General features: G+C 68.6%; 22 protein-coding genes, 1 tRNA gene and 2 riboswitches. Of the genes, 13 read left to right on the plus strand and 10 right to left on the minus strand.

Annotation, left to right across the window (positions count from 1 at the left end; genetic code table 11):
* A complete protein-coding gene (locus RALTA_RS14950; RefSeq protein WP_012354245.1) occupies window positions 1-3,141 on the plus strand; it encodes an efflux RND transporter permease subunit in 3,141 nt (1,046 codons plus the stop codon).
* A gap of 113 nt (window positions 3,142-3,254) precedes the next feature.
* Here the strand turns inward: RALTA_RS14950 and RALTA_RS14955 are convergent, their stop codons facing one another.
* The 3 genes from RALTA_RS14955 to RALTA_RS14965 all read right to left on the minus strand — a co-directional run bounded on the left by RALTA_RS14955 (window position 3,255) and on the right by RALTA_RS14965 (window position 5,296).
* The gene (locus RALTA_RS14955; RefSeq protein WP_012354246.1) at window positions 3,255-3,668 is read right to left on the minus strand and encodes a hypothetical protein; all 414 of its coding nucleotides are present in this window, start codon (window positions 3,666-3,668) and stop codon (window positions 3,255-3,257) included.
* A gap of 259 nt (window positions 3,669-3,927) precedes the next feature.
* The gene (gene rnk / locus RALTA_RS14960) at window positions 3,928-4,347 is read right to left on the minus strand and encodes a nucleoside diphosphate kinase regulator (protein WP_012354247.1); all 420 of its coding nucleotides are present in this window, start codon (window positions 4,345-4,347) and stop codon (window positions 3,928-3,930) included.
* 517 nt (window positions 4,348-4,864) lie between these two features.
* Complete coding sequence (locus tag RALTA_RS14965) at window positions 4,865-5,296, minus strand: Cd(II)/Pb(II)-responsive transcriptional regulator (protein WP_012354248.1); 432 nt, start codon at window positions 5,294-5,296, stop codon at window positions 4,865-4,867.
* 206 nt (window positions 5,297-5,502) lie between these two features.
* On the opposite strand from RALTA_RS14965, the gene RALTA_RS14970 reads away from it, so the two are divergent.
* Both RALTA_RS14970 and htpX read left to right on the plus strand, forming a co-directional pair.
* A complete protein-coding gene (locus tag RALTA_RS14970) occupies window positions 5,503-5,892 on the plus strand; it encodes a hypothetical protein (protein WP_012354249.1) in 390 nt (129 codons plus the stop codon).
* Between the two features lie 124 nt (window positions 5,893-6,016).
* Complete coding sequence (htpX, locus tag RALTA_RS14975) at window positions 6,017-6,895, plus strand: protease HtpX (RefSeq protein WP_012354250.1); 879 nt, start codon at window positions 6,017-6,019, stop codon at window positions 6,893-6,895.
* A gap of 9 nt (window positions 6,896-6,904) precedes the next feature.
* Here htpX and arfB read toward each other — a convergent pair whose 3' ends face one another.
* From arfB to RALTA_RS15000, 5 genes are all read right to left on the minus strand, one after another.
* Window positions 6,905-7,309: an alternative ribosome rescue aminoacyl-tRNA hydrolase ArfB gene (gene arfB / locus RALTA_RS14980; RefSeq protein ID WP_012354251.1), complete on the minus strand. Its 405-nt coding sequence runs from the start codon at window positions 7,307-7,309 to the stop codon at window positions 6,905-6,907.
* A gap of 38 nt (window positions 7,310-7,347) precedes the next feature.
* Window positions 7,348-8,055: a MipA/OmpV family protein gene (locus tag RALTA_RS14985; protein WP_157877131.1), complete on the minus strand. Its 708-nt coding sequence runs from the start codon at window positions 8,053-8,055 to the stop codon at window positions 7,348-7,350.
* 312 nt (window positions 8,056-8,367) lie between these two features.
* Window positions 8,368-8,715 (minus strand): BrnA antitoxin family protein, encoded by a 348-nt coding sequence (locus tag RALTA_RS14990; RefSeq protein ID WP_012354253.1) that lies wholly within the window; start codon window positions 8,713-8,715, stop codon window positions 8,368-8,370.
* Window positions 8,699-8,968, minus strand: a complete 270-nt coding sequence (locus tag RALTA_RS14995) for a BrnT family toxin (protein WP_012354254.1) — start codon at window positions 8,966-8,968, stop codon at window positions 8,699-8,701. The genes RALTA_RS14990 and RALTA_RS14995 overlap by 17 nt, the downstream gene beginning before the upstream one ends.
* A gap of 321 nt (window positions 8,969-9,289) precedes the next feature.
* Window positions 9,290-9,365 (minus strand) — tRNA-Arg (locus tag RALTA_RS15000).
* 464 nt (window positions 9,366-9,829) lie between these two features.
* Between RALTA_RS15000 and RALTA_RS15005 the strand changes: the two genes are divergently transcribed.
* On the plus strand, window positions 9,830-10,729 hold the full coding sequence (locus RALTA_RS15005; RefSeq protein ID WP_012354255.1) for a c-type cytochrome: 900 nt from the start codon (window positions 9,830-9,832) through the stop codon (window positions 10,727-10,729).
* 81 nt (window positions 10,730-10,810) lie between these two features.
* Here RALTA_RS15005 and hemN read toward each other — a convergent pair whose 3' ends face one another.
* Window positions 10,811-12,283, minus strand: coding sequence for an oxygen-independent coproporphyrinogen III oxidase (gene hemN, locus RALTA_RS15010; RefSeq protein WP_050976462.1), 1,473 nt, complete (start codon window positions 12,281-12,283; stop codon window positions 10,811-10,813).
* 295 nt (window positions 12,284-12,578) lie between these two features.
* Between hemN and RALTA_RS15015 the strand changes: the two genes are divergently transcribed.
* Window positions 12,579-13,613 carry an ABC transporter substrate-binding protein gene (locus RALTA_RS15015; RefSeq protein WP_012354257.1) on the plus strand — a complete coding sequence of 345 codons (1,035 nt, stop codon included), beginning with the start codon at window positions 12,579-12,581 and terminating at the stop codon, window positions 13,611-13,613.
* 24 nt (window positions 13,614-13,637) lie between these two features.
* On the opposite strand, the gene RALTA_RS15020 is transcribed toward RALTA_RS15015, so the two are convergent.
* On the minus strand, window positions 13,638-15,734 hold the full coding sequence (locus RALTA_RS15020; RefSeq protein WP_012354258.1) for a UvrD-helicase domain-containing protein: 2,097 nt from the start codon (window positions 15,732-15,734) through the stop codon (window positions 13,638-13,640).
* Window positions 15,735-16,003: 269 nt separating this feature from the next.
* Between RALTA_RS15020 and RALTA_RS15025 the strand changes: the two genes are divergently transcribed.
* From RALTA_RS15025 to RALTA_RS15060, 8 genes are all read left to right on the plus strand, one after another.
* On the plus strand, window positions 16,004-16,231 hold the full coding sequence (locus RALTA_RS15025) for a glycine zipper 2TM domain-containing protein (RefSeq protein WP_012354259.1): 228 nt from the start codon (window positions 16,004-16,006) through the stop codon (window positions 16,229-16,231).
* Between the two features lie 74 nt (window positions 16,232-16,305).
* A riboswitch (glycine riboswitch) is annotated at window positions 16,306-16,393 on the plus strand.
* A 21-nt stretch (window positions 16,394-16,414) separates the two neighbouring features.
* A riboswitch (glycine riboswitch) is annotated at window positions 16,415-16,540 on the plus strand.
* A gap of 94 nt (window positions 16,541-16,634) precedes the next feature.
* Window positions 16,635-17,762: a glycine cleavage system aminomethyltransferase GcvT gene (gene gcvT / locus RALTA_RS15030; RefSeq protein ID WP_012354260.1), complete on the plus strand. Its 1,128-nt coding sequence runs from the start codon at window positions 16,635-16,637 to the stop codon at window positions 17,760-17,762.
* A 99-nt stretch (window positions 17,763-17,861) separates the two neighbouring features.
* Window positions 17,862-18,242 (plus strand): glycine cleavage system protein GcvH, encoded by a 381-nt coding sequence (gene gcvH, locus RALTA_RS15035; RefSeq protein ID WP_012354261.1) that lies wholly within the window; start codon window positions 17,862-17,864, stop codon window positions 18,240-18,242.
* 151 nt (window positions 18,243-18,393) lie between these two features.
* Window positions 18,394-21,324 (plus strand): aminomethyl-transferring glycine dehydrogenase, encoded by a 2,931-nt coding sequence (gene gcvP / locus RALTA_RS15040; protein WP_012354262.1) that lies wholly within the window; start codon window positions 18,394-18,396, stop codon window positions 21,322-21,324.
* 92 nt (window positions 21,325-21,416) lie between these two features.
* Window positions 21,417-22,793: an L-serine ammonia-lyase gene (locus RALTA_RS15045; RefSeq protein WP_012354263.1), complete on the plus strand. Its 1,377-nt coding sequence runs from the start codon at window positions 21,417-21,419 to the stop codon at window positions 22,791-22,793.
* A gap of 55 nt (window positions 22,794-22,848) precedes the next feature.
* The gene (locus tag RALTA_RS15050; RefSeq protein WP_012354264.1) at window positions 22,849-23,586 is read left to right on the plus strand and encodes an MBL fold metallo-hydrolase; all 738 of its coding nucleotides are present in this window, start codon (window positions 22,849-22,851) and stop codon (window positions 23,584-23,586) included.
* A 29-nt stretch (window positions 23,587-23,615) separates the two neighbouring features.
* Window positions 23,616-24,089, plus strand: a complete 474-nt coding sequence (locus RALTA_RS15055; RefSeq protein WP_012354265.1) for an OsmC family protein — start codon at window positions 23,616-23,618, stop codon at window positions 24,087-24,089.
* Between the two features lie 19 nt (window positions 24,090-24,108).
* Window positions 24,109-24,966, plus strand: coding sequence for an alpha/beta hydrolase (locus tag RALTA_RS15060; protein WP_081479484.1), 858 nt, complete (start codon window positions 24,109-24,111; stop codon window positions 24,964-24,966).
* The last annotated feature ends 112 nt before the right edge of the window (window positions 24,967-25,078 follow it).

Raw genomic sequence — 25,078 nt, forward strand, 5'->3', positions numbered from 1 at the left:
ATGGCGTCGTTTTTCCTGAAGCGCCCGGCGTTTGCCTGGGTGCTGGCCATCCTGACCGTGGTGGCGGGCCTGCTGGCCCTGAACCGCATCCCCATCGCCCAGTATCCGGCGGTGGCGCCACCCACGGTGATCATCTATGCCGATTACCCCGGCGCGTCCGCGCGCACGGTCGAGGATCGCGTCACCGCGGTGCTGGAGCAGCAGATGCACGGCATTCCGGGCCTGCTCTACCTGGATTCCAGCAGCGAGGGCGGCACCGCCACGGTGACGCTGGGCTTCCGCCAGGGCACCGACCCGCAGCTGGCGCAGGTCAACGTGCGCAACCGCGTGGCCCAGGCCGAACCGCTGCTGCCCGAGGCGGTGCGCCGCGGCGGGGTCTATGTCGACCAGGCCAGCAGCAGCGCCTTCATGTATGTGTCGCTGGTGTCGGACAGCGGCCAGCTCGACGAGACCGCGCTAGGCGACTTTGCCGCGGGCTCGGTGCTGCCGCTGCTGCGCCGCCTGCCCGGCATCGGCAAGGCCGAGCCCTACGGCGCCGAGTACGCGCTGAGGATCTGGTTCGACCCGGACAAGCTGAACGCCTTCAACCTGACTACGGCCGAGGTCGAGGCCGCGATCCGCGCGCGCAATGGCAACGTCACGCCGGGCCAGCTGGGCGGCGCGCCGGCCGTGCCGGGCCAGCCGTTCCAGGCGATCGTGCGTCCGCCGGCGCCGATGAGCGACGCGCAGGCGTTCGGGCGCATCGTGGTGCGCGCCGCCACCGACGGCTCGGCGGTGCTGTTGCGCGATGTGGCGCGGGTGGAGCTTGCCGCCAGCGACTACCGCTACGGCTCCACGCTGAACACGCGCAACGCCGCCTCGATCGGCCTGAAGCTGGCCGACGGCGCCAACGTGCTGCAGACCTCGCGTACCGTGCGCGCGGCGCTGGATGCCGCCAGCAAGGGCTTCCCGGGCGACGTGCGCTATGAGATCTCGTATGACGGCGCCACCTTCGTGCAGGCGTCGATCTCGCGCGTGGTGCTGACGCTGATCGAGGCCACGGTACTGGTGTTCCTGATCCTTTACCTGTTCCTCGGCAACCTGCGCGCCACGCTGATCCCCTGCATCGTGGTGCCGGTGTCGCTGCTCGGCACGGTCGCGTGCCTGTATGCGCTGGGCCTGTCGCTGAACGTGATCACGCTGTTCGGCGTGGTGCTGGCGATCGGCATCCTGGTCGACGACGCCATCGTGGTGGTGGAAAACGTCGAGCGCATCATGCGCACCGATGGCGTCGGCGCGATGGAGGCCGCGGCGCGCTCGATGCGCGAAGTCTCGGGCGCGCTGGTCGCGGTGACGCTGGTGCTGTGCGCGGTGTTCGTGCCGATGGCGTTCTTCGGCAGCGCCGTGGGCGTGATCTACCGGCATTTCGCCGTGACGCTGGCGGTGTCGATCGCGTTCTCGCTGTTCTTTGCGCTGACGCTGGCGCCGGCGATGTGCGCCAGCCTGCTGCGCCACAGCGCGGCGCCGGCGCGCGGACCGCTGGCGTGGTTCGACGCGCGCTTTGCCGCGTTCACCGCGCGCTATGCCGGCTGGGTACAGGCGCTGCAGCGGCGGCGGCTGCGCTGGCTGGCGGTGTACCTGGCGCTGACGCTGGCGTGCGGCTATGCCCTGTGGAAAATGCCCAGCGGTTTCCTGCCCGAAGAGGACACCGGCGAGATCGTGGTCGATGTGGAATTGCCCGCCGGCAGCACGCAGGCCGACACGCGACGCCTGGTCGCCAGCCTCGAGCAGTGGATGCGCGACCAGCACTACCCGGTGCGTTCCAGCTTTGCCGTGCTGGGCTGGAGCAGCGGCGGCAGCGGCGAGCAGCGCGCCAGCCTGTTCATCGGCCTGACCGACTGGAAGGTGCGCGGGCGCGGGCAGTCGGCGCAGGCGGTACTGGAACGGCTCTCGGCCGGCCTGGAAAGCTGGCCCGGCCGCGGCGCCGCGCAGCTGTTCGCCTACAACAGCTCGGCGCTGCCGGAACTGGGCAGCATCGGCGGCCTGGACATGCGCCTGGTGGCGCGCCAGCCGGTGGGGCGCGAGGCGCTGTTCGCCGCGCGCGACAAGCTGATCGAGCGCGCCAGGCAAGACCCGGTGCTGGGCGAGGTGCGCGCCACCACCGGCCAGCCGGTACCGGCGCTGGACCTGAAGTTCGACTACCCCAAGGCCGAGGCCTTCGGCGTCGATGCCGAGCTCGTGCACCACACGCTGTCGGCGACGCTGGGCTCGCGCTATATCGACGAGGTGGCGCGCGAAGGCCGGGTACGGCGCGTGATCCTGCAGGCCGACGCCCCGTTCCGCATGCACCCGGATCAGCTTGCCCGCGTACACGTGCGCAACGCCCAGGGCGCGATGGTGTCGCTTGCCGCGTTTGCTTCGCTGGAATGGGGGCAAGGCGAGGTCACGCTGGAGCGCTTCGACGGCTTCAGCTCGGTGCGCATCAATGCCGAAGTGGCGCCGGGCTACACCACCGGCGCGGCGATGACGCGGCTGGCGGAACTCGTGCGTGAGCTGGGTCCCGAATTCGACGTGCGCTGGACCGGGCGCGCCTACGAGCAGGAGCAGACCGGCACGCAGGCGCCGTGGCTGTTCGCGCTGTCGCTGCTGTTTATCTTCCTGTGCCTGGTGGCGCTGTATGAAAGCTGGACCTTGCCGCTGGCGGTGATTGCGATCGTGCCCACCGGCCTGATGGGCGCGGCCGCCGCGATCTGGCTGCGCGCCATGCCCAACGACGTCTACTTCAAGGTCGGCGTGGTGGTGATCATGGGCCTGGCGGCCAAGAACGCCATCCTGATCGTCGAATATGCCGAGCAGCTGCGGCGCGGCGCCGCGGGCGCCATGGATGTGGTCGAGGCCGCCACGCGCGCGGCGCGCCAGCGGCTGCGTCCGGTGGTGATGACCTCGCTGGCGTTCGTGCTGGGCGTGGTGCCGCTGGCGATCAGCACCGGCCCAGGCGCGGGCGCGCAACAGGCGGTCGGCACCGGCGTGCTGGGCGGCATGCTGGGCGCGACGGTGCTGGGCACGCTGGCGGTGCCGCTGCTGTACGCGGCCATCGCGCGCCGCTTGCCGCGTGCGCGGCCGGCGCCGGAACCTGCGGCAGCAGCAAGCCCTGCGGAATAGAAAAACGCCTGCCAGGCGAATAGAGAAGGAGGAGGAGGTCGGCCGGGCAGGCGGGAGAGAAAATTTGCGGCCACCCGCGGTGGCCGCGTCGGGTCATGAGCAGACCCGGGGTATCAGACGCGATAGCCGTACAGCGAACCGTCGCCGGAGCGCGAGTTGTCGAGCGCGCGTTCGGCCACGTCACCGGTGAAGGTGTGCGTGCCTTCGCTGAAGGTATCGAACTTGCCGCGCTTCGAGATCTCGCCGCTGAAGCTGTGCGCCCCTTCGCTGAAGGTGTCGAACTTGCCGTCGCGGCGCGAGCCTTCCGAGTACGGATCGAAGCGGCCGGTGCGGGCGCCGTCGGTGTAGGTGTCGAACTTGCCTTGCTTGGCGCCGTCCGTATACACATCGTACTTGCCGACCCGCAGCGCGTCGGCATACACATCGAACTTGCCAACCTTGCTGGCAGCGGGGGCAGCCATCGCCGTAGCGGACGCGGCCACTGCCGCGAACACGAGCGCGCCGCCAAGGATACGTCTGGCGATCATTTGGGACTCCTTCAACTGATTTCGTCGTTCTTTCTTGTAGGTCCGGGATAAGACTCCGGCCGCTCTGCAATCTATGTTGCGATGCGAGCACGGACTGAAGATTAGTCACAGCCCGCGCCAGCAGAAATACCGCTGCGACGAATGGTGCGTTGCGAGTCGTGAAACGACTCGCTTGCCGATGAATGGTGTCCGCGGATCGCCCGCGACACGCCGCCACGGAGCCAGCCGCGTGGCGGCGGCCGCACCCCCGAGGGCGGGTTCAGAGCGTGTACTGGCCGGCGGCTTCCGGCTGGAATGCGATCTCGGCGATCTGCACCTGCTGTTCGCGGCCATCGGGCAGGCGGTAGCTGACGGTCTCGCCGGCGCGCGCGCCCAGCAGCGCCTGGCCGACCGGAGACAGCACCGAAAGCCGGCCGGCGTCGAAGTCGGCGGCGTCGGGATACACCAGCGTCCAGTTGCGGGGCGCCTGCTCGCCCGGCAGCGTGCACACCACACGGGTGTTCATGGTGACCACATCGGTCGGAATCTCCTCGGGCGCGACGATGGTGGCGCGTGCCAGCAGGCTGTCGAGCATGTCCTCGAGCTGGGCCGAGCCGGCGCGGCTGGCGATGCGCTCCAGGCGGGTGACGTCGAGTTCGGTCAGGTACAGGGTGGCGGTCTGGGTCTTGGTGGCCGTCATGGCGGGTCCTCCGGCAGTCGTGGGTGGGCGCGGCCGGCCTGCATGGCAGACGGCGGCGGTCAGGTCTTGCGGGTTGGCGTGCCGCGCAGCGGCGCGCGCATCAACGAATCGGAAAAGCGTTGCGGCGATCGCCGGCAACAACGGAAAAGCTGGCTCGGGCCCGGTTCGGCCCGGGCCCCGCTATGGGAGACGAATCAGGCTGGGAACCGGGCGGAATCAGGCGGTGCGCTGATCCGGCGGGGCGACATCGCGCGCTTGGGGCGCTGGGGCAGGCTGGGGGCCAGGGCGATCGCGAACGCGGGCGCGCGGCCGGTCCGCAGCGGGCGGACAGGCGCATCGGGCATCGGCGTCAGGCGATCGGTCATGGTCAGGGCGGAAATGGATAAGCGGCAGCGGATGGCGTGCTGTAACGGCGAGCCTGGAAGTGGTGGCTCACCTGCCTTGCTGCCCCGGTCCGTGCACCGTGCTGGTGCGAAGCCGGAGCAACCATCGTAGCACAGCGCCGGGTTCGGGGTGCTCACCCATTGGTGGCATGGCACTCGCAGCCCGCCCCGGCCGCGGCCTGCTGCAGGTTTTGCAGGATGCCGCAGGCGCTGGCGGGCTGGTGATGGCGGCAGGTTTCGCGCAGCGCGCGCAGCTGGCCCTCGAGGGACTCCAGCGCCACGCGCTGGGCATGGATCTGGGCGATCTGGCGATCCAGCAGCGTGTTGATGTCGTCGCAGTCCTGCGACGGGTTGCGCTCGAACTCGCGCAGCCGCCTGACGTCGGCCAGGCTCATCCCGAGCGAACGGCAATGGCGCACGAAGTTCAGTTGCACGACATGGGCCTCGTCATAGCGGCGGTAGCCATTGGCCTCGCGCCGGGGGGCGTCCAGCAGCCCTTCGCGCTCGTAGTAACGGATGGTCTCGACATCGCAGCCGCTGGACCGTGACAGTTCGCCGATACGCATTAGCCTGTTCCTCGTCGTACCCTGTAACGACTACAGGGTTGACGATAGTGTAGGCCAGCCTGCGGCATCCTGCAGACGGTGGCGAAGCCGCCGCAACCGTCCGTGTCGTCCGAGTCGTCGGTGTGATACCGCCGCCACGGCGGCGCCAGCGCCTTGCGGCATCCTGTAGAATTCCTTCCACTTCCACCGATAAGCCGTCCCCTTTCGTGCGCGCCCTGCGGCTGCTCCTGCTGGTCATGATGCTGGCCTTCCTGCCCCTGCCGGGCTGGGCGGCCGCGCTCGCGCACGCCGTGGTATCCACCACCGCAGCCGCGGGCGTACCTGGCGCTGCGATCGTCGATGCCGACGTCGATGTCGCCGGCGCCGACGGTGCGCACCAGGCCGCCGTAACCGGCGAGCCGGCGAACGATCCCCTGCCGCTTCCCGAAGCCGCCGAGCCGCAGTGGCAGCCCGGCGCCGACCTGGCCGAGCAACTGCTGCCGGCCGCCCCGCTGCGCCTGGCTCCCTGGTCCGGCCGCGCGGGGCCGCCGCGCTATGCCGGCGCCCTGCTGCCCGAACCCGACCTGCCGCGGCTGCCGCGACCGCCGCGCGCCTGATTCCCCACGGCGCGGCCAGGCCGCGCCCGCCGAACCCGCGTGCCGCGCACGAGTGCGGCGCGCGCCTGCGGTCCGACCGCGTCCCTGCGCCACACGGCGCGACCTACCACTGCTCCACACACACATGAAACGCGTACTGCTTTTCCTGGCGACCAACCTCGCCGTCATGCTTGTCCTCAGCATCACCGCCAGCGTGCTCGGGGTGAACCGCTTCCTGACCGCCAACGGTCTGAACCTCGGCACGCTGCTGGCATTTGCCGCGCTGATGGGCTTCGGCGGCGCCTTTATCTCGCTGCTGATGTCCAAGACCATCGCCAAGTGGTCGACCGGCGCGCAGGTCATCACCCACCCCAGCACCAGCACCGAGCTGTGGCTGGTGCAGACCGTCGAGAAGCTGGCGCAGCGTGCCGGCCTGCCGATGCCGGAAGTGGCCATTTACGAGGGGGAGCCCAATGCCTTCGCCACCGGCGCGACCAAGAACAGCTCGCTGGTAGCGGTGTCCACCGGCCTGCTGCAATCGATGTCGCATGAAGAGGTCGAGGCCGTGCTCGCACACGAGGTCGCCCACGTCGCCAACGGCGACATGGTCACGCTGACGCTGATCCAGGGCGTGGTCAACACCTTCGTGATCTTCCTGGCGCGCGTGGTGGGCTACTTCGTCGATTCCATGCTGCGCAAGAACGACGAAGAGTCGAGCGGCCCCGGCATCGGCTACATGGTCACGGTGATCGTGTGCGAAATCGTGTTCGGCATCCTGGCCAGCATCATCGTGGCCTGGTTCTCGCGCCGCCGCGAGTTCCGCGCCGACGCCGGCGCCGCCAGCATGATGGGCACCCCCACGCCGATGGTCGCGGCCCTGCGCCGCCTCGGCGGGCTGGACCCGGACGGGCTGCCGCAGAACATGCAGGCGATGGGTATCGCCGGCGGCAAGTCGTGGATGGCGCTGTTCTCGAGCCACCCGCCGATCGAGCAGCGCATCGCCGCGCTGCAGTCGGCGCGCTGACGCCAGGGCTCAGTCGAACACGCGGCCGCGCAGCGCCTTGACCTGGCTGCGCTGGCTCTTGCTCTCCAGCCGGCGCTGGCGGGATGCCAGCGTCGGCCGCGTCGGCCGGCGCACGCGCGGCGGCGTGGCCACGCTGCGCACCAGCTCGTGCAGGCGGCGCACCGCCTCGTCCCGGTTCTGGTCCAGGCTGCGGAACTGCTGCGCCTTGATCACCACCACGCCGTCGCGCGTGATGCGGTGGTCATGCAGGGCCAGAAGGCGTTCCTTGTGGTCAGGCGGCAGCGAAGATGCCCGCACGTCGTAGCGCAGGTGCACGGCATTGGATACCTTGTTGATGTTTTGCCCGCCCGCGCCCTGCGCGCGGATCGCGGTAACCAGGTATTCGTGGTGGGGAATAACCAGCTCGTCGACCATGGCTGCATCATAGCAAGCACGGTTCGCGCCGGACCGCGCTAGCGCCACGAATAAGCCAGGCCGATGCCATAGGTGATCTGGTTGCGCGTGCCGCGCTGCGTCACGATGGGGCTTTCGGCCGCGTCGCCGGCCAGGCGCTGCGCGTAGACCATCGCGCCGCCATACCAGTGTTTGTCGAACTGGTAGATCATCGCCAGCCAGCCCGTAAACTGCTCCAGCCCGCCGCCCGGGCTGTAGACGGGCAGGCCGCTGGCGGCCGAGTCCGTCGGGGTGACGCCGAAGTAGGTACGGTTGAAGCTGCCGCTGACCCAGGTTGCGCCCAGGCCCATGCCCGCGTAGATGCGCTGGTGCAGCGGCATCCAGAAGGTGCCGGTGGCGGTAACGCGGCTGCCGCCGTAGACGATGCCGGCATTGGTCATCACGTTGATGCCGCCGCGGAGCCGCCACGGGACACGCCCGGGGCTCAGGTATTCATAGCCGATGTACCCGCCCGCCTCCACCGTGGTGTCGATCTCATGCACCTGCGCCACGACCGGATCGTCGACGTTGTTGCGGCCCAGTCGCAGCCCAACCGCGGGCCCCCACTGGAAACCCGTCAGTCCGCCGAAATTGAACTGCGCATAAGGCCCGTACCATTCCAGCAGCCGCCCGCCCGCGGTCACATAGCGCACGCCGGGCACCACGCCGAGCATGCGATCCTTGCCGCCGGCGAATTCGGTGGTCGAGCCCACGCCGAGGCCGGCCATGTTGGGCAGGGAGCCTGGTAGGCTCAGTGGCGTGGCAACGGCTGCGGCGCTAGCGCCGGCGAGCACCAGTGCTGCCATCCTACGCAGGAGGTTCGTCGGAATCGCCATGGCTGTCTGCGGAGCGGCACCATCGGCGCGCGCGGTTCGGTGGAGTGTGTGAATCTATCAGCACCGGCGCGCGCCGCCGACACACGCGTGCTGAAAGTTTTCGTCGCGCGAGTTAAAGCCTGCCGCGAGGGAGCAGACCGCAGCGGCGCTCCAGGCGCCGCTGTTGGAAGTGCGCGGGGTGCGCCAGCGTCCCGTGACAGGAAATCAGCGTGGCAGCATGTTGTGGGACTTGGCGTAGTCGCGCAGCGCTTCGTTGATGCGCGTCTGCCATCCATCGCCGGTGGCCTTGAACGCGTCGATCACGTCCCGGTCGTAGCGCACATTGACAGAGACTTTGCGCTCTCCCTCGGGCAACGCCGGCCGGCCGCGCCGCTTCATCAATGCTTCCGCCCTTTCCTTGCCCAGAATCTTGGGGAGAACCTCCCGGGCGGGCCGCATACGTGCCAATTCGGCGTCGGTCAGCTCGCGCGCATCCGGATCCGAGGCAGCCGCGCGGCGGATCGCGGCGTCTTCCGCGTCGGTGACGCGGACAATTTTACGTTTGGTCGGCATAGCGTTTTTCCTCTCGCTTGTTGGCTTTGCGCAAGCTAATGATGCGGATGCTGTCACCGCGCACCGTGAAGACGACCATGTGGACTCGGTTGCCGATCAAGCCAAGGCCTTGAAAACGCTCCTCGGCATATTCGAAGCGGGTATCCGGGTCGATCACGGCGCAGTCCCATTCGAACGATTCAGCGGCCGCCAGAGAAATGCCATGTTTGGCTTGGTTGACACGGTCTTTTGCTGGGTCGAAATCGATCAGCATGAAATTATTGTGGCTACATTAATTTGAGCGTACAAGTATTATTTGTTGCCCCATGCAAACTCAGCTATCCAGCGAGCCTTGGGCAGCGCCCGACATCCTCCTGCTTCTGTGCGACGGTGGAAATCGGCGTGATTGCCGTTCTTGTAGAAAACTTGGGTGGGAAACGTTGGGAGGGGCAGCTCTACGCCCGCCTTTCCGTTCACATGGCGCGGCGATGACGGCGGCGGCTAACGGTCGTGCCGGCGCCAAAGACGGGTGCTAATTTCGACGCAAGCGCCGTTCGCAGTGGTGGTGGGAAAAGTTGACGATGCTTGTGGGGATTGGCGCGCCCGGCTGGGATCGAACCAGCAACCCCTGCCTTCGGAGGGCAGTACTCTATCCATTGAGCTACGGGCGCACAGGACGGTTTTGCAACCGGTTTTGCGGGTACAGCGGTTGCGGCGGGCGAATGCCGCCGCAGGAAAGTCGCATAGGATACCGCGTTTACCGGGCGCCGTCCATGCGGAACGGACAGGGGCGCCGGGGAACGTCTCGCAACCGCCGCTTTTTGGCACTGGCAGGGGGGCTTTGGCGCTATAATCGCCAGCTATTTGCGTCAAATCGTGCCCGTCGCGCCGTCGGCGCAGCGAGTCGACCAGGGTCAAATCCGGGCGGCTGCTTGTCGGCGACAATCGGGCCCCGGTCCGGGAGACAGTCCGAGGTACGCAAATGGCAACAGACCCAAGTCAGGCAAGGGCCGCAGGGGAGCGCGGGCGGTCCGGATGGGGCCGGATAGTGGTCAGCGAAGGGCCACTCCAGGGCCAGAAAAAGCAAGCCGAGCGTAAGCGGCCAGAAGGTTTCCTGCAAAACTGAGAGTTCTGTATGAGCGACGTCCACAACGAACACCCCGAGCACGAGTCTCCCATCAAAACCCCGAAGCAGTTGATCGCAGTCGTGATCGCGGCGTTCCTGGTGCCGATCATCGTGATCATCCTGCTGGTCAACTTCGTCGGACACGGCTCGACCGAAAGCGCTGGCGCCAGCACCGCCGCCGAAGCCGTCAACGATCGCATCAAGCCGGTCGCCTCGCTCGAAATCAAGGATCCGAACGCGCCGCGCGTGTTCAAGACCGGCGAACAGGTCTACAAGGAAATCTGCGCCGCCTGCCACGCCACCGGCGCGGCGGGCGCGCCCAAGCACGGCGCCGCCGGAGACTGGGCCGCGCGCATCGGCCAGGGCTTCGACGGCCTGATGAAGTCGGTGCTCGGCGGCAAGGGCGCGATGCCGCCGCGCGCCGGCAGCACGCCTGACGACTACACCGATTACGAACTGGCCCGCGCCGTGGTCTACCTGGCCGACGCCGGCGGCGCCAAGTTCCCCGAGCCGCCTGCCCCGGCCGCTGCCGCGCCGGCCACCGCCGCAGCGCCTGACGCCGCCGCTCCGGCTGCCGCGGCGGCGCCGGCCCCCGCTGCGCCGGCGGCTCCGGCTGCCGCTGCCGCCCCCGCCCCGGCCGCCGCTGCCGCGGCGCCGGCAGCTGCTTCGGCCGAAGTGGGCAAGAAGGTCTACGAACAGGTCTGCGCCGCCTGCCACGCCGCCGGCGTGGCCGGTGCGCCCAAGTTCGGCGACAAGGCCGCCTGGGCGCCGCGCCTGAAGGAAGGCATGGATGCCGTCCACAACTTCGCGCTCAAGGGCAAGGGCGTGATGCCGCCCAAGGGCGGCTATGCCGGCCCGGACGCCGACGTGATCGCCGCGTCGGACTACATGGCCAACGCCGCCAAGTAAGCCGGTCTGACCGCAACAAAAAAAACCCGCGCATCTCGCGCGGGTTTTTTTTCGTCCAGCCGCAAGGATCGGTGTTTAGGGTTACACCACGCGCGAGTAGCGCGGCACGATGCGGATCGGCCGGGTGCCGTCGTTGGCGGCGCGCACGCCGTTGTCGGCAGGCTGGGCGGCGTCGTCGCGCAGGTAGCGGTCGAACACCATCGCCACGCGGCGCACCAGCAGCCGGCCCAGCGGCGTGACGGTCAGGCGGCCGGGCTCGCGGCACACCAGCCCGTCGGCAGCCAGGCGCTCCAACTCGGCCAGTTCCGCGGCGAATGCCTCGTTGAAATCGATGCCATGGCGCGCCTCGATGGCGGGGAGATCGAGCACGCCATGGCACATCAGGTCGCCGATGATCTCGCGCCGCAGGTGGTCGTCGCCCGTCATCGCCACGCCCCGCGCCAGCGGCAGGCGGCCCTGGTCGAGCGCGCCGTAGTAGTCGTCGAGCGTGCGCGCGTTCTGCACGTAGCGCCCCGCGATCGCACCGATGGCCGAGATGCCGAGCCCGACCTGGTCGTAGCCGGCGTGCGTCGAATAGCCCTGGAAATTGCGCTGCAGCCGGCCCTCGCGCTGGGCCACCGCGAGGTCGTCATCGGGCAGCGCGAAGTGGTCCATGCCGATATAGACGTAGCCCTCGGCGGTCAGCCGCTCGATGGTCGAGACCAGGATGTCGAGCTTCTCGCCGGCCGGCGGCAACGCCTGTTCGTCGATGCGGCGCTGCGGCTTGAACACGTGCGGCAGGTGCGCATAGCTGTAGACCGAAAGCCGGTCCGGGCGCAGCGCCAGCACCTGGTCGATGGTGCGGCCGAAGCGCGCCGCGGTCTGGTGCGGCAGCCCGTAGATCAGGTCCAGGCTGACCGAGCGGAAGCCCAGCGCGCGCGCGGCGTCGACCACGGCGCGGGTCTCCTGGAACGGCTGGATGCGGTGGATGGCCTGCTGTACCTCGGCATCGAAATCCTGCACACCCAGGCTGACGCGATTGAAGCCCAGTTCGGCCAGCAGCGCCATGCGGTCCCGGTCGACCCGGCGCGGGTCGATCTCGATCGAATGTTCGCCCTCGCCAGCCAGGTCGAAATGCGTGTTCAGCAATGCCATCACGCGGCGCATTTCGTCCGGGTTCAGGAAGGTCGGCGTGCCGCCGCCCCAGTGCGACTGGATAACCTGGCGGCGCGCGCCCAGGCGCCCGGCCACCAGCGCCATCTCGCGCCCCAGGTAGCTGACGTAGCGCGCACTGCGGCCGTGGTCGCGGGTGATGATCTTGTTGCAGCCGCAGTAGTAGCAGATGTTCTCGCAGAACGGGATATGCAGGTATAGCGACAGCGGCGCCGGCGCGTCGGCGCGGCAGGCGTCCAGCGCATCGTGATACAGCGACAGGTCGGGACCGTTATGGAACCGGTCGGCCGTCGGGTACGAGGTATAGCGCGGACCGTTGCCGTCGATGCGCCCGGCCAGCGCGCGGAAGTCGGAGAGCGCGCGGCGGTCGAGCGCGGGGGAAGTCATGGCAGACGGGTTCATGGGGGGCGCGGGGGAATGGGTATGCGACACGTCATCGTAGGACCGGGCCGGCGCCCGCAGCTTGACCGCCGTCAAGCCCGGCACGGACCGGCAACAACGCTGCCTGCCGGGATGCGCGCGGACGTCACATTGGCGTCATGTGTAGCGGATACGCTGCGCGCCACCACGCCCGCGCGATCCGTCCTTGCCAACCATGTCACGTCCCTCTCGATCCACCACGCCCGCGCCGTACCCACCGCTGCGCGCACACCCGCCGGCAGATGCGGGTCGACGCCGGCTGCTGGCCGCGAGCGGCATGGCGCTGGCGCTGCCGGCGGTGCCGGTGGGTTCCGCCCTGGCACAGGCGCCGCGCACGGTGGTAGTCGGCCATCTGGTCGACCGCAGCGGCGCGCAGGCTGACCTGGCGCGCGATTACCTGGCCGGGGCCAAGGTCCTGTTCGACGCCGTCAATGCCGCCGGCGGCGCGATGCGCATCCGCCATGTGGTGCGCGATGCCGACCCGGATCCGCGCCGCGCGCTGGCGCAGGCGGTGTCGCTGGCCGATAGCGAACAGGCCGGGTTGCTGTTCGGTCCCGGCGACCGGCTGCTGCCCGTGCTGGCGTCTTCGGCCGAACTGGTCCGGCGCGGCATCCAGATCGTGGCACCGCTGTCAGGGCTGGCGCTGTCCGCGGACAATGTCTGGTTCACGCGCGCCGACTACCAGGCCGAACTGGACGCCGCCGCGCAGCAGTTGCGCGGCTACGGGCTGACGCACATCGCGCTGGCCGTGGCACCGGATTTTGCCGTGTCGTCGCTGGCCCGGCTGGAGGCGCAGACCGGCACCCGGGCGGTGGTGCTCGAAGGCACCGGCGAAGCGGCGGCGCGACGCATTGCCGCCGCGCGCCCGGGCGCGGTGATCGTCGCCGGCGACACCCTGGCCTATGCCGGTCTGGGCCGGGCACTGGCCGCGCAGGGTTGGTACGGGTTCCTGGTCGGCCTGTCCTCGGTCAGCGCCAATGCCGCGCGCGAGATCCTCGGCCGCGGCTACGCCGGCGGCCTGGTGCTGACCCAGGTAGCGCCGGGCCCGCAGCAGGCCACGTTGCGGGTGGTGAAGGAACACGTGGCGCGCATGAAGCAATACCTGGACGAGCCGCCGTCGCCGGCGACCCTGGCGGGCTATATCGGCGCCGCCTGGCTGGCGCGGTCGCTGCAGGGCGCGCGCCCGGGCGGCACGGCGGAGCTGCGGCGGGCGCTGCAGGGGCGCGTCGACGTGGGCGACTTCACGCTGGATTTCACGCACGGGCAGCGCGGCTCGCAGTACGTGACACTGGCGGTGACAGGCGCGCGCTAGACGTTGCTAGGGCGCCGGGCACGCTCAGCCGGCGACCGCCTTGCCACCATTGCCCAGCAGCGCCTTGAGCGCGCCGAGGCGGTCCTTCGGGCTCATTGCCGGGGTTGCGTCGACCGGCGCGGGCGCCTCTTCCAGCTTCATCTCGCCGATGAAGCGCGACGGCTGGCACGAGTAGGTCTCCCGCGCGCGCTTGCGCTTCTTGCACCAGCTGATCTGCAGGCTGCGCTGCGCGCGCGTGATGCCGACGTACATCAGCCGGCGCTCTTCCTCGATCTTCTCGTCGGTCATGTCGTCGTCTTCGCGGCAGTGGGGCAGGATCCCCTCTTCCACGCCGACCAGGAACACGTGCGGATATTCCAGTCCCTTGGAGGCGTGCAGCGTGGACAGCCGCACGGCGTCGGGATCTTCCTCGCGCCCTTCGAGCATGCTCATCAGCGCCACGGTCTGCGTCAGCTCGAGCAGGTTCTTGCCTTCGCTGCCGAAGCCGTCGGCGTTGTCGTAGCCGGTGGCTTCCTCGCCCTCGGCCGCTTCCGGCTTGGTGCCCTTGCGCTTGAGCCATTCGAGGAACTCGAGCGTATTGGTCCAGCGCGACTGCGCCTGCCGTTCGTCGAAGCTGTCGTACAGGTAGGCCTCGTAATGGATGCCGGCCATCAGGTCGTCGAGCACCTCGGTGGCCGGGTCCTTCGCCGCGCGGTCGGCCAGCCGCACCATCGATTCACAGAACACGCGCAGCGGCTCCAGCTGGCGCGGCTGCAGCTTGCCCTCGATGCCCCCCATCATCGCCGCCTCGAACAGCGACACCTTGGCCTGCCCGGCGAACGTGCCCAGCACTTCGAGCGTGGTGTTGCCGACGCCGCGGCGCGGCGTGGTGATCGCGCGGATAAAGGCGGGATCGTCGTCGGGATTGGCGATCAGGCGCAGGTAGGCGCAGATGTCCTTGATCTCGGCCTTGTCGAAGAAGCTCTGGCCGCCCGACAGCACGTAGGGGATGCGCTCGCGCCGCAGGATCTGCTCGAACAGCCGCGCCTGGTGGTTGCCGCGGTACAGGATGGCGTAGTCGCGGAACTGCGCGCGGCGCTCGAACTTGTGCGCCGACAGGCGGAACACCACCGACTCGGCCTCGTGCTCCTCGTCGTTCATCGGGTGGATGGCAATGGGATCGCCCATGCCGTGCTCGCTCCACAGCTTCTTGTCGAACAGCTTGGGATTGTTGGCGATGACCGCGTTGGCCGCTTCCAGGATGCGCACGGTGGAGCGGTAGTTCTGCTCCAGCTTGATGACCTTGAGGTTGGGGAAGTCGGTCTGCAGCCCGCGCAGGTTGTCCAGCGTGGCGCCGCGCCAGCCATAGATGGCCTGGTCGTCGTCGCCCACCGCGGTGAAGGCCGGCGCGCGCAGGTGCGAGCCGCCCGCCAGCAGCTTGAGCAGCTGGTACTGGCAGGCGTTGGTGTCCTGGTACTCGTCGACCAGGAAGTAGCGCAGGCGGTTCTGCCACTTGAGCCGGACCGCTTCATCGCGCGCGAACAGCTCCGCCGGCAGGCGGATCAGGTCGTCGAAATCCACCGCCTGGTAGGCGTTCAGCGTGGCGACGTAGTTGCGGTAGACCAGCGCGGCCTGGTGCTCGTCGGCATTGGCGGCCTGCGCGATCGCGGCCTCGGGATCGACCATGCCGTTCTTCCACAGCGAGATCGTGCTCTGCACGCCGCGGATCAGCTTCTTGTCGGTGGTACCCAGCTGCTCCTGGATCAGGCCGAAGCAGTCGTCCGAATCCATGATCGAGAACTGCGGCTTGAGGCCGACGTGCTCCGCCTCCATGCGCAGGATCTGAACGCCCAGCGAGTGGAAAGTACAGACCGTCAGCTGCTTGAGCGGGATGCGCTTGCCCTCGCGCGTGGTCTTGCCCTCCATCAGCTTGGCGATGCGCTCCTGCATCTCCTTGGCCGCCTTGTTGGTAAACGTGACGGCGGCGATATGGCGCGGCTCGAAACCCTTGTCCTCGATCAGATGCGCGATCTTCTGCGTGATCACCCGGGTCTTGCCGGAGCCCGCGCCGGCCAGCACCAGGCAAGGTCCGTCCAGGTAGCGGACGGCTTCGGATTGGGCGGGGTTCAGGCCATGGGTCATGCGGGCAGATGTCGGGGCGGCAGCGGAATCGAGGAAAAGAAGGGATTTGCCGGCATCCCGTCACCCGGGGCTGCGGCAAAGCCGTCGATGTTAACACGCGCGCCGCGGCGGGTCAGTCAGCGCAAGCCGCGCGCGCGGGCCCGGCTGTGTCACTGGCGTAACACTTCGTAAAGACCGGAGCCAATGACATAACGCGACACTCTAACCAGTGTGTCCCCCGGTCCGCCGGATCGCTCGGGCATGCACAAATCATCACATCGGAGCCAACAATGAAAACCCTGCAAACTTTGACCAAGGTGACCCTGATCGGCATGACGGTCGCGGCCTTTGCCGGTTGCGCGGACATGACCCCGAAACAACGTAATACCGCCATCGGCGCAGGTGCCGGCGCGGTGGGCGGCGCCGTGCTGACGGACGGCAGCGCCCTGGGTACGCTGGGCGGGGCGGCAGTGGGCGGTGTTATCGGTAACGTCGTCACCGACGACAAGAAGAAGTAAGCACTGTCGCGCAGCGGCGGGTACGGCAGCCTCTGCCTTGGTTTGACAAAGGCGGGGGCCTCCCGTACATTGCGCGCATCCGACCGGGAGAGCGCGCATCGCCTGCGCCGCCGAAGGGGTATCACCCGAAAACTCTCAGGCACCACGGACCGGTCGGATCGGCATGCAACATGCACACGATGCATGCCGCACTCTGGAGAGCGGCACCCGCCATTCGTGGCGAGCGTGCCCACCGAAGGGGCGCGCGAGGACTGGAATCCGCAGGATCCGCCTCGTAATCTCTCAGGTATCGAGGACAGAGGGGTCATCCGCCGCAGCGGATTGCTGGCCATATCGGCTGGCGATCGTTGCGGCGGATGACCCTTTTTTGTTTTCGCCAACCGAGACTGCCCCCGAGGATTCCATGACGCTCCAGGCCACGCCCCTCAACGCTATCCACCGCGCCCTCGGCGCCCGCATGGTCGACTTCGGCGGCTGGGACATGCCGGTCAACTATGGCTCCCAGATCGAGGAGCACCATGCCGTGCGCAACGATGCCGGCATGTTCGACGTCTCGCACATGTGCGTGGTCGACCTCGCCGGCCCCAATACCCGCGCCTTCCTGCGCGGCCTGCTGGCCAACAACGTCGACAAGCTGCAGACCCCGGGCAAGGCACTCTATTCCTGCATGCTTGACGAGCACGGCGGCGTCATCGACGACCTGATCGTCTATTTCTTTGCGGAAGACCGTTTCCGCCTGGTCGTCAACGCCGGCACCGCGGTCGGCGATATCGACTGGATCCGCGCCCGCAACGAGGCCACCGGCAGCGGCGTGACCATCACGCCGCGCCGCGAGGACGTTGCGCCCGCGGGCGTGCCGCCGCTGGCGATCGTCGCGGTGCAGGGGCCCAATGCCCGCGCCAAGGTCTGGAGCACCTTCCCGTCGACCCAGCCTTCCGACGCGCTCAAGCCGTTCAACGCGGTGGTGGTGCAGGATCCGGCCCTCGGCGAAGTGATGGTGGCACGCACCGGTTACACCGGCGAAGACGGCTTCGAACTGGTGGTACCGGCCGCCAGCGTCGCCGGCCTGTGGGAAAAGCTGCAAGCCGCCGGCGTGCGCCCGGCCGGCCTGGGTGCGCGCGACACGCTGCGCCTGGAAGCCGGCATGAACCTGTACGGCCAGGACATGGATATCAAGGTCTCGCCGCTGGATGCGGGCCTGGCGTGGACGGTCGACCTGCAGAGCGAGCGCGACTTCACCGGCAAGGCGGCGCTGGCCGCGGCCGGTTCGCGCCAGCAGTTTCTCGGCCTGATCCTGCGCGACAAAGGTGGCGTCCTGCGTGCCCACCAGAAAGTCATCACCCCCGCCGGTGACGGCGAAATCACCAGCGGCACGTTCAGCCCCTCGCTGTCGCAATCGATCGCGTTCGCGCGCCTGCCGCAAGGCGTGAACGTGGGCGACACCGTGCAGGTGGAGATCCGCGACCGCAAACTCAACGCGACTGTGGTTAAACTGCCGTTTGTGCGTCATGGCAAGGCACTCGTGAGCTAAGGGAACGCCCCGCTCACCCAACGGTCGCCCTCGCCTGCCGGCAACGTTGCCGGGCAGGCATCACCCAACAAGAAACAGATCTGAATCCGGAGAACCTTCATGAATTTCCCCGCTGACCTGAAGTACACCGAGTCGCATGAGTGGGTGCGCGTCGAAGCCGACGGCACGCTCACCATCGGCATCACCGACCACGCCCAGGACGCGCTGGGCGACATCGTCTTCCTGGAGCTGCCCGAAGTGGGCAAGGCGGTCGGTGCCGGCGACGCGCTGGCCGTGGTCGAGTCGGTGAAGGCCGCTTCCGACATCTACGCGCCCGTGGCCGGCGAAGTGATCGCCGTCAACGAGGCCGCCACCGCGGCGCCGGAAAGCGTCAACGCCAACGCCTTCGACGCGTGGCTGTTCAAGCTCAAGCCGGCCAACGGCGACGACGTCAACGGCCTGATGTCGGCCGACGCCTACAAGGCCAGCGTCGGCGCCTGATTTTCGTCATTCCCGCGCAGGCGGGAATCCAGTGGCTTGCTTGCGCCGCTGAAAAAGTCACTGGGTTCCCGCCTTCGCGGGAACGACAAGCAAATTGACAGCGCGCCGGCGGGCTGACCACCTGCCGACGCGCCCCACGAGGTTCTTGCCAATGAACGCCCCGCTTCCCATGACCGCCGCCCAAGTGAACCGGCCCACGCTGGCCGAACTGGAGGCGCGCGACGCCTTCGCCGCCCGCCATATCGGCCCCGATACCCCCGAGCAGCAGCACATGCTGAAGGTGCTCGGCTATGACAGCCGCGCCGCGCTGATCGACGCCGTCATCCCCGCCGCCATCCGCCGCCGCGACGGCATGCCGATGGGCGAGTTCACCGAGCCGCTGAGCGAAGAGGCCGCGCTGGCCAAGCTGCGCGCGCTGGCGGGCAAGAACAAGGTGCTGAAGAGCTTCATCGGCCAGGGCTACTTCAACACCATTACGCCCGGCGTCATCCTGCGCAATATCTTCGAAAACCCCGCCTGGTACACCGCCTATACGCCCTACCAGCCGGAAATCTCGCAAGGCCGCCTGGAAGCGATGCTGAACTTCCAGCAGATGGTGACCGACCTGACCGGGCTGGATATCGCCAACGCGTCGATGCTCGATGAAGGCACCGCCGCCGCCGAAGCGATGACGCTGCTGCAGCGCGTGAACAAGCACGATTCCAGCGTCTTCTTCGTCGCCGACGACGTGCTGCCGCAGACGCTGGAAGTGGTACGCACGCGCGCGCTGCCGCTGGGCATCGAAGTGAAGGTCGGCCCCGCCGCCGACGCCGCTTCCGCGGGCGCCTTCGGCGTGCTGCTGCAGTACCCGGGCGTGAACGGCGACATCCATGACTACCGCGCCATCGCCGACGCCGTGCACGCGGCCGGCGGCCTGGTGGTGGCTGCCGCCGACCTGCTGGCGCTGACGCTGATCGCCGCGCCGGGTGAATGGGGCGCCGACGTGGCCGTGGGCAACTCGCAGCGCTTCGGCGTGCCGCTGGGCTTCGGCGGCCCGCACGCCGGCTATATGGCGGTGAAGGATGCGTTCAAGCGCTCGATGCCGGGCCGGCTGGTCGGCGTGACCATCGACGCGCAGGGCAACAAGGCCTACCGCCTGGCACTGCAGACGCGCGAGCAGCATATCCGCCGCGAGAAGGCCACCTCCAACATCTGTACCGCGCAGGTGCTGCTGGCGGTGATGGCGTCGATGTACGCGGTCTACCACGGCCCGCAAGGCCTGAAACGCATCGCGCAGCGCGTGCATCGCCTGACCGCGACGCTGGCTGCCGGCCTGGAAACGCTCGGCTTCGCGCGTACCAACGCTACCTTCTTTGACACGCTGACCGTGGAAACGGGCTTCAACACCGAAGCCATCCACGCCGCTGCGACTGCGCGCGGCATCAACCTGCGCCATGTCAGCGCCACGCGTGTGGGCATCTCGCTGGACGAGACCGCCACCCGCGCCGACGTGGTCGCGCTGTGGGAAGTCTTTACGCAAGGCAAGCCGTTGCCCGCTGGCCTGGACTTCGACAAGCTCGAAGCCGCCACGCAGGACGCGTTCCCCGCAGCGCTGGCACGCACCAGCGAATACCTGACGCACCCGGTCTTCAACACGCACCACGCCGAGCACGAGATGCTGCGCTACCTGCGCATGCTGGCAGACAAGGACCTGGCGCTGGACCGCACCATGATCCCGCTGGGCTCGTGCACGATGAAGCTGAACGCCACCAGCGAGATGATCCCGGTGACGTGGCCCGAGTTCAGCCAGATCCACCCGTTCGCGCCGCTGGACCAGACCGTGGGCTACCGCGAGATGATCGACCAGCTCGAGGCCATGCTTTGCGCCGCCACCGGCTACGCCGCGGTCAGCCTGCAGCCCAACGCCGGCTCGCAGGGCGAGTACGCGGGCCTGCTGATCATCCATGCGTATCACGCCAGCCGCGGCGAAAGCCATCGCGACATCTGCCTGATCCCGTCGTCGGCGCACGGCACCAACCCGGCGTCGGCGCAGATGGCCGGCATGAAGGTGGTGGTGGTGGCCTGCGACGAGAACGGCAACGTCGATCTGGAAGACCTGGCGAAGAAGGCCGAGCAGCACAGCCAGAACCTGGCTGCGATCATGATCACCTACCCGTCCACGCACGGCGTGTTCGAGCAGGGCGTGCAGCAGATCTGCGAGATCGTGCACAGGCACGGCGGCCAGGTCTATGTCGACGGCGCCAACATGAACGCGATGGTCGGCACCGCCGCGCCGGGCCAGTTCGGCGGCGACGTGTCGCACCTGAACCTGCACAAGACCTTCTGCATTCCGCACGGCGGCGGCGGCCCGGGCGTGGGCCCGGTCGCGGTCGGCGCGCACCTCGCGGACTTCCTGCCCAACCAGGACAGCGTCGGCTACCGGCGCGACGAGCGCGGCATCGGCGGCGTGTCGGCGGCACCGTTCGGCTCGGCCAGCATCCTGCCGATCTCGTGGATGTATATCGCGATGATGGGTTCGGCCGGCCTGACCGCCGCGACCGAAAACGCCATCCTTGCCGCCAACTATGTCGCCAAGCGCCTGGCACCGTACTACCCGGTGCTCTACACCGGCCAGCACGACCTGGTCGCGCACGAGTGCATCCTGGACCTGCGCCCGCTGCAGAAAGAAACCGGCATCAGCAACGAAGACGTGGCCAAGCGGCTGATGGACTACGGCTTCCACGCGCCGACCATGAGCTTCCCGGTGCCGGGCACGCTGATGATCGAGCCGACCGAAAGCGAGGCGCTGCATGAGCTGGACCGCTTCATCGACTCGATGATCGCGATCCGCCAGGAAATCGGCCGCGTTGCCGACGGCACGTTCGACCGCGAGGACAACCCGCTCAAGCACGCGCCGCACACCGCCGCGGTGGTGACCGCCAACGAGTGGACCCACCAGTACACGCGCGAGGAAGCCGCCTACCCGGTGGCATCGCTGCGCACGCAAAAGTACTGGCCGCCGGTCGGCCGCGCCGACAACGTGTACGGTGACCGCAACCTGTTCTGCGCCTGCGTGCCGGTCAGCGACTACGTGGTGGACTGAGCCGGCATCCCGGCCACAAGCTAAGCTGTACTCAGGGCGCCGCGCAACGCGGCGCCCGCCGGCCTGGTCCGGCGTCAATCTGGAGGCCGTCCGTGGCAGTCAGCGTATTCGATCTGTTCAAGGTGGGCATCGGCCCGTCGAGCTCGCACACCGTGGGCCCGATGCGCGCGGCGCTGATGTTCGCGCAGGGGCTGGAGCGCGACGGGCTGCTGCCGCAAGTCGCCAGCGTGCGGGTGGAGCTGTACGGCTCGCTCGGCGCCACCGGCAAGGGCCACGGCACCGACAAGGGCGTGATCCTGGGCCTGATGGGCGAGGCGCCCGACACCATCGACCCCGATTCCATCGACACGCGCCTGGCGGCCCTGCGCAAGACGCGCGAGCTGTCGCTGCTGGGCCGCCACATCGTGCCCTTCGTCGAGAAGGAGCACATCGCCTTCTACCGGCGCGAGGCCATGGCCGAGCATCCCAACGGCATGAAGTTCCATGCCTTCGACGGCAGCGGCGCGAGCCTGCGCGAAGCGCGCTACCTGTCGGTGGGCGGTGGCTTCGTGGTCACGGCGGGTGCGCCCAACACCCAGGTGCTCAACGCCGCGCAGCAGCTGCCGCATCCGTTCCGCAGCGGCAAGGACATGCTGCAGATGGCACAGGACAGCGGCAAGAGCATTGCGCGCCTGATGCTGGAGAACGAACTGACGTGGCGCAGCGAGCAGGAAGTCGTCGACGGCCTGCTGCATATCTGGGACGTGATGCAGGCCTGCGTGGCGCGGGGCTGCCGTACCGATGGCGAACTGCCGGGGCCGTTCAGGGTCAAGCGGCGCGCGCCCGAGTTGTACCGCAGCCTGACCGAGCGTGCCGAGCGCACGCTGTCGGACCCGCTTTCGGTGATGGACTGGGTCAACCTGTACGCCATCGCCGTCAATGAAGAAAACGCCGCCGGCGGACGCGTGGTCACGGCGCCGACCAACGGCGCGGCCGGCATCATCCCCGCGGTGCTGCACTACTATGACCGCTTCGTGCCTGGCGCCAATCGCGAGGGCGTGGTCGACTTCCTGCTCACCGCGGGCGCGATCGGCCTGCTGTACAAGCTCAACGCATCGATCTCCGGCGCCGAGGTCGGCTGCCAGGGCGAAGTCGGCGTGGCGTGCTCGATGGCGGCCGGCGCACTCGCCGCGGTCACCGGCGGCAGCCCGGCTCAGGTGGAAAACGCTGCCGAGATCGGCATGGAGCACAACCTGGGCCTGACCTGCGACCCGGTCGGCGGGCTGGTGCAGATCCCGTGCATCGAGCGCAACGCGATGGCGTCGGTCAAGGCAGTCAACGCGGCGCGCATGGCGCTGCGCGGCGACGGCACGCATTACGTGTCGCTCGACTCGGTGATCAAGACCATGCGGGAGACCGGGGCCGACATGAAGACCAAGTACAAGGAAACGGCGCGCGGCGGCCTGGCGGTGAATATCGTGGAGTGCTAGCGCTGGCGCGGCGTATCATGGCGGCGTTCCCCGGCCAAACAACAAGAGGACGGCCATGCAGACCTTCCACCAGCTGTTCGACGAGACCTCGTCCACCTTCACTTACCTGCTGATCGACGCCGCCACCGGGGACGCGCTGCTGATCGATCCGGTCGACCATCAGCTCGAGCGCGACCTCCAGCTGCTGCACGAGACCGGCGCGCGCCTGGCGTGGGTGATCGAGACCCATGCCCATGCCGACCACATCACCTCGGCCGGCCACCTCGCCTTGCAGACCGGCGCGCATACCGCGGCGCCGTCCGGCTGCGACATCAAGCCCGCGCACAAGCAGCTGATCGACGGCGATACCGTCGCCTTCGGCAAGCAGCTGCTGCGCGCGATCCAGACGCCCGGGCACACCGCCGGCAGCATGAGCTACCTGTGGGAAGAGCCCACCGCCGACGGCATCGTGCGCCGCGTCTTCACCGGCGATGCGCTGCTGATCGATGGCTGCGGCCGCACCGATTTCCAGTCCGGCGACGCCGGCACGCTGTACGACAGCCTGACCCGCAAGCTGTTCGCGCTGCCCGACGACACGCTGGTCTATCCGGCCCATGACTACAAGGGCCGCACCGTGTCCACCATCGGCCATGAACGCGCGCACAACAGCCGCGTCGCCGGCCGCACGCGCGAGCAGTTCGTCGAGATGATGCGCAACCTGAACCTGCCGCGCCCCAGGCTGATCGATGTCGCCGTGCCGGCCAACCAGCGCCTGGGCCTGCGCGATGGCGAGAGCGTGCCGCACGGCGCCTGAAATCTTTCCCCAACCCCAGGAGTCCCTGCATGTCCACCTACACCGCTGAAGTCCTGTGGCAACGCGACGGACAGGATTTCGCCGGCAACCGCTACAGCCGCCGGCATCTGCTGCGCTTCGACGGCGGCGCCGAAGTACCGGGCTCGTCATCACCCCATGTGGTGCCGGTGCCGATGTCCGACGCCAGCGCGGTCGATCCGGAGGAGATGTTCATCGCCTCGCTGTCGAGCTGCCACATGCTGTGGTTCCTGTCGCTCGCCGCCAAGCAGCGCCTGGTGGTCGACCGCTACCTGGACGCGGCCACCGGTGTGATGGAAAAGAACGCCGACGGGCGCATGGCGATGACGGTGGTGACGCTGCGTCCGCAAGTCACGTTTGGCGGCGAGGCCGAACCGACGCGCGAACAGCTCGACGCCCTGCACCACGCCGCGCACGAGGCCTGCTTTATCGCCAACTCGGTCAGGACCGAGGTGCGCTGCGAACCTGTGTACGCCGGCGTCTAGCCGCGTCACGCACACGGCCATGCCTGCCAGCGCGCTGCCTGGCGCAACGAAACCCGTGGCGCAGCCACGGCCGGCGCGGGCGCGCCCTTGGCGCTGGCTGGCCGCGGCGCTGGCGGGGCTGGCGGCGATCGCCATGCTGCAGGACCACTTCCTCTATTTCCCCGAACGCGCTTCGGTCGACGACATGGTCTCGCCCGGGCTGCGCGCGTGGCCGGGTCCGGACGACTTCCGCGGACTGGTGGCCGAGCCGCGCGGGCCGGTGCGCGCCACCGCCATGGTGTTCCACGGCAACGCCGGGCATGCCGGGCATCGCGACTACTACGCCAGTGCGCTGGCGCCGCTGGGCGTGCGCGTGATCCTGGCCGAGTATCCGGGATACGGGCCGCGCCCGGGCACGCTGGGCGAGCGAAGCTTTGTCGCAGACGCGGAACAGTCGATCGTGCTGGCGCGGCGCCAGTTCGACGGGCCGCTGCTGCTGATCGGCGAATCGCTGGGCGCTGGCGTGGTGGCGGCCGCGGCGGCGCGCCAGCGCGACAGCATTGACGGCGTGCTGCTGATCACGCCGTGGGACAAGCTGGCGCACCTGGCCTCGCACCACTATCCCTGGCTGCCGGCCGGCTGGGTGCTGCGCGACCGCTACGACAGCGTGGCCAATCTGGCCGGCTTCGGCCGCCCGGTGATGGTGGCGGTGGCCGAACGCGACACCATCGTGCCGGCGCGCTTCGGCAAGGCGCTCTATGCGTCGCTGGGCGAACCGCGACGGCTGGCGGTGATCGACGGCGCCGGCCACAACGACTGGACCGGGCATGTCGACCTGGCCTGGTGGCAGCAGGCCACCGCGTTCCTGCTGGCGCCGCCACCCACCACAAACAAATAACATCACGCCGCCAAAACACTGATTTGACTTAGCCCTGCGGGCCGCAAATACTGGCCTTCACAGAACACGGAACGGCGCTTGCCGCTCGCGCACCGGGCGGCGCGTCCGGCAT

Source organism: Cupriavidus taiwanensis LMG 19424 (genome assembly GCF_000069785.1).
Taxonomy (GTDB): Bacteria; Pseudomonadota; Gammaproteobacteria; order Burkholderiales; family Burkholderiaceae; genus Cupriavidus; species Cupriavidus taiwanensis.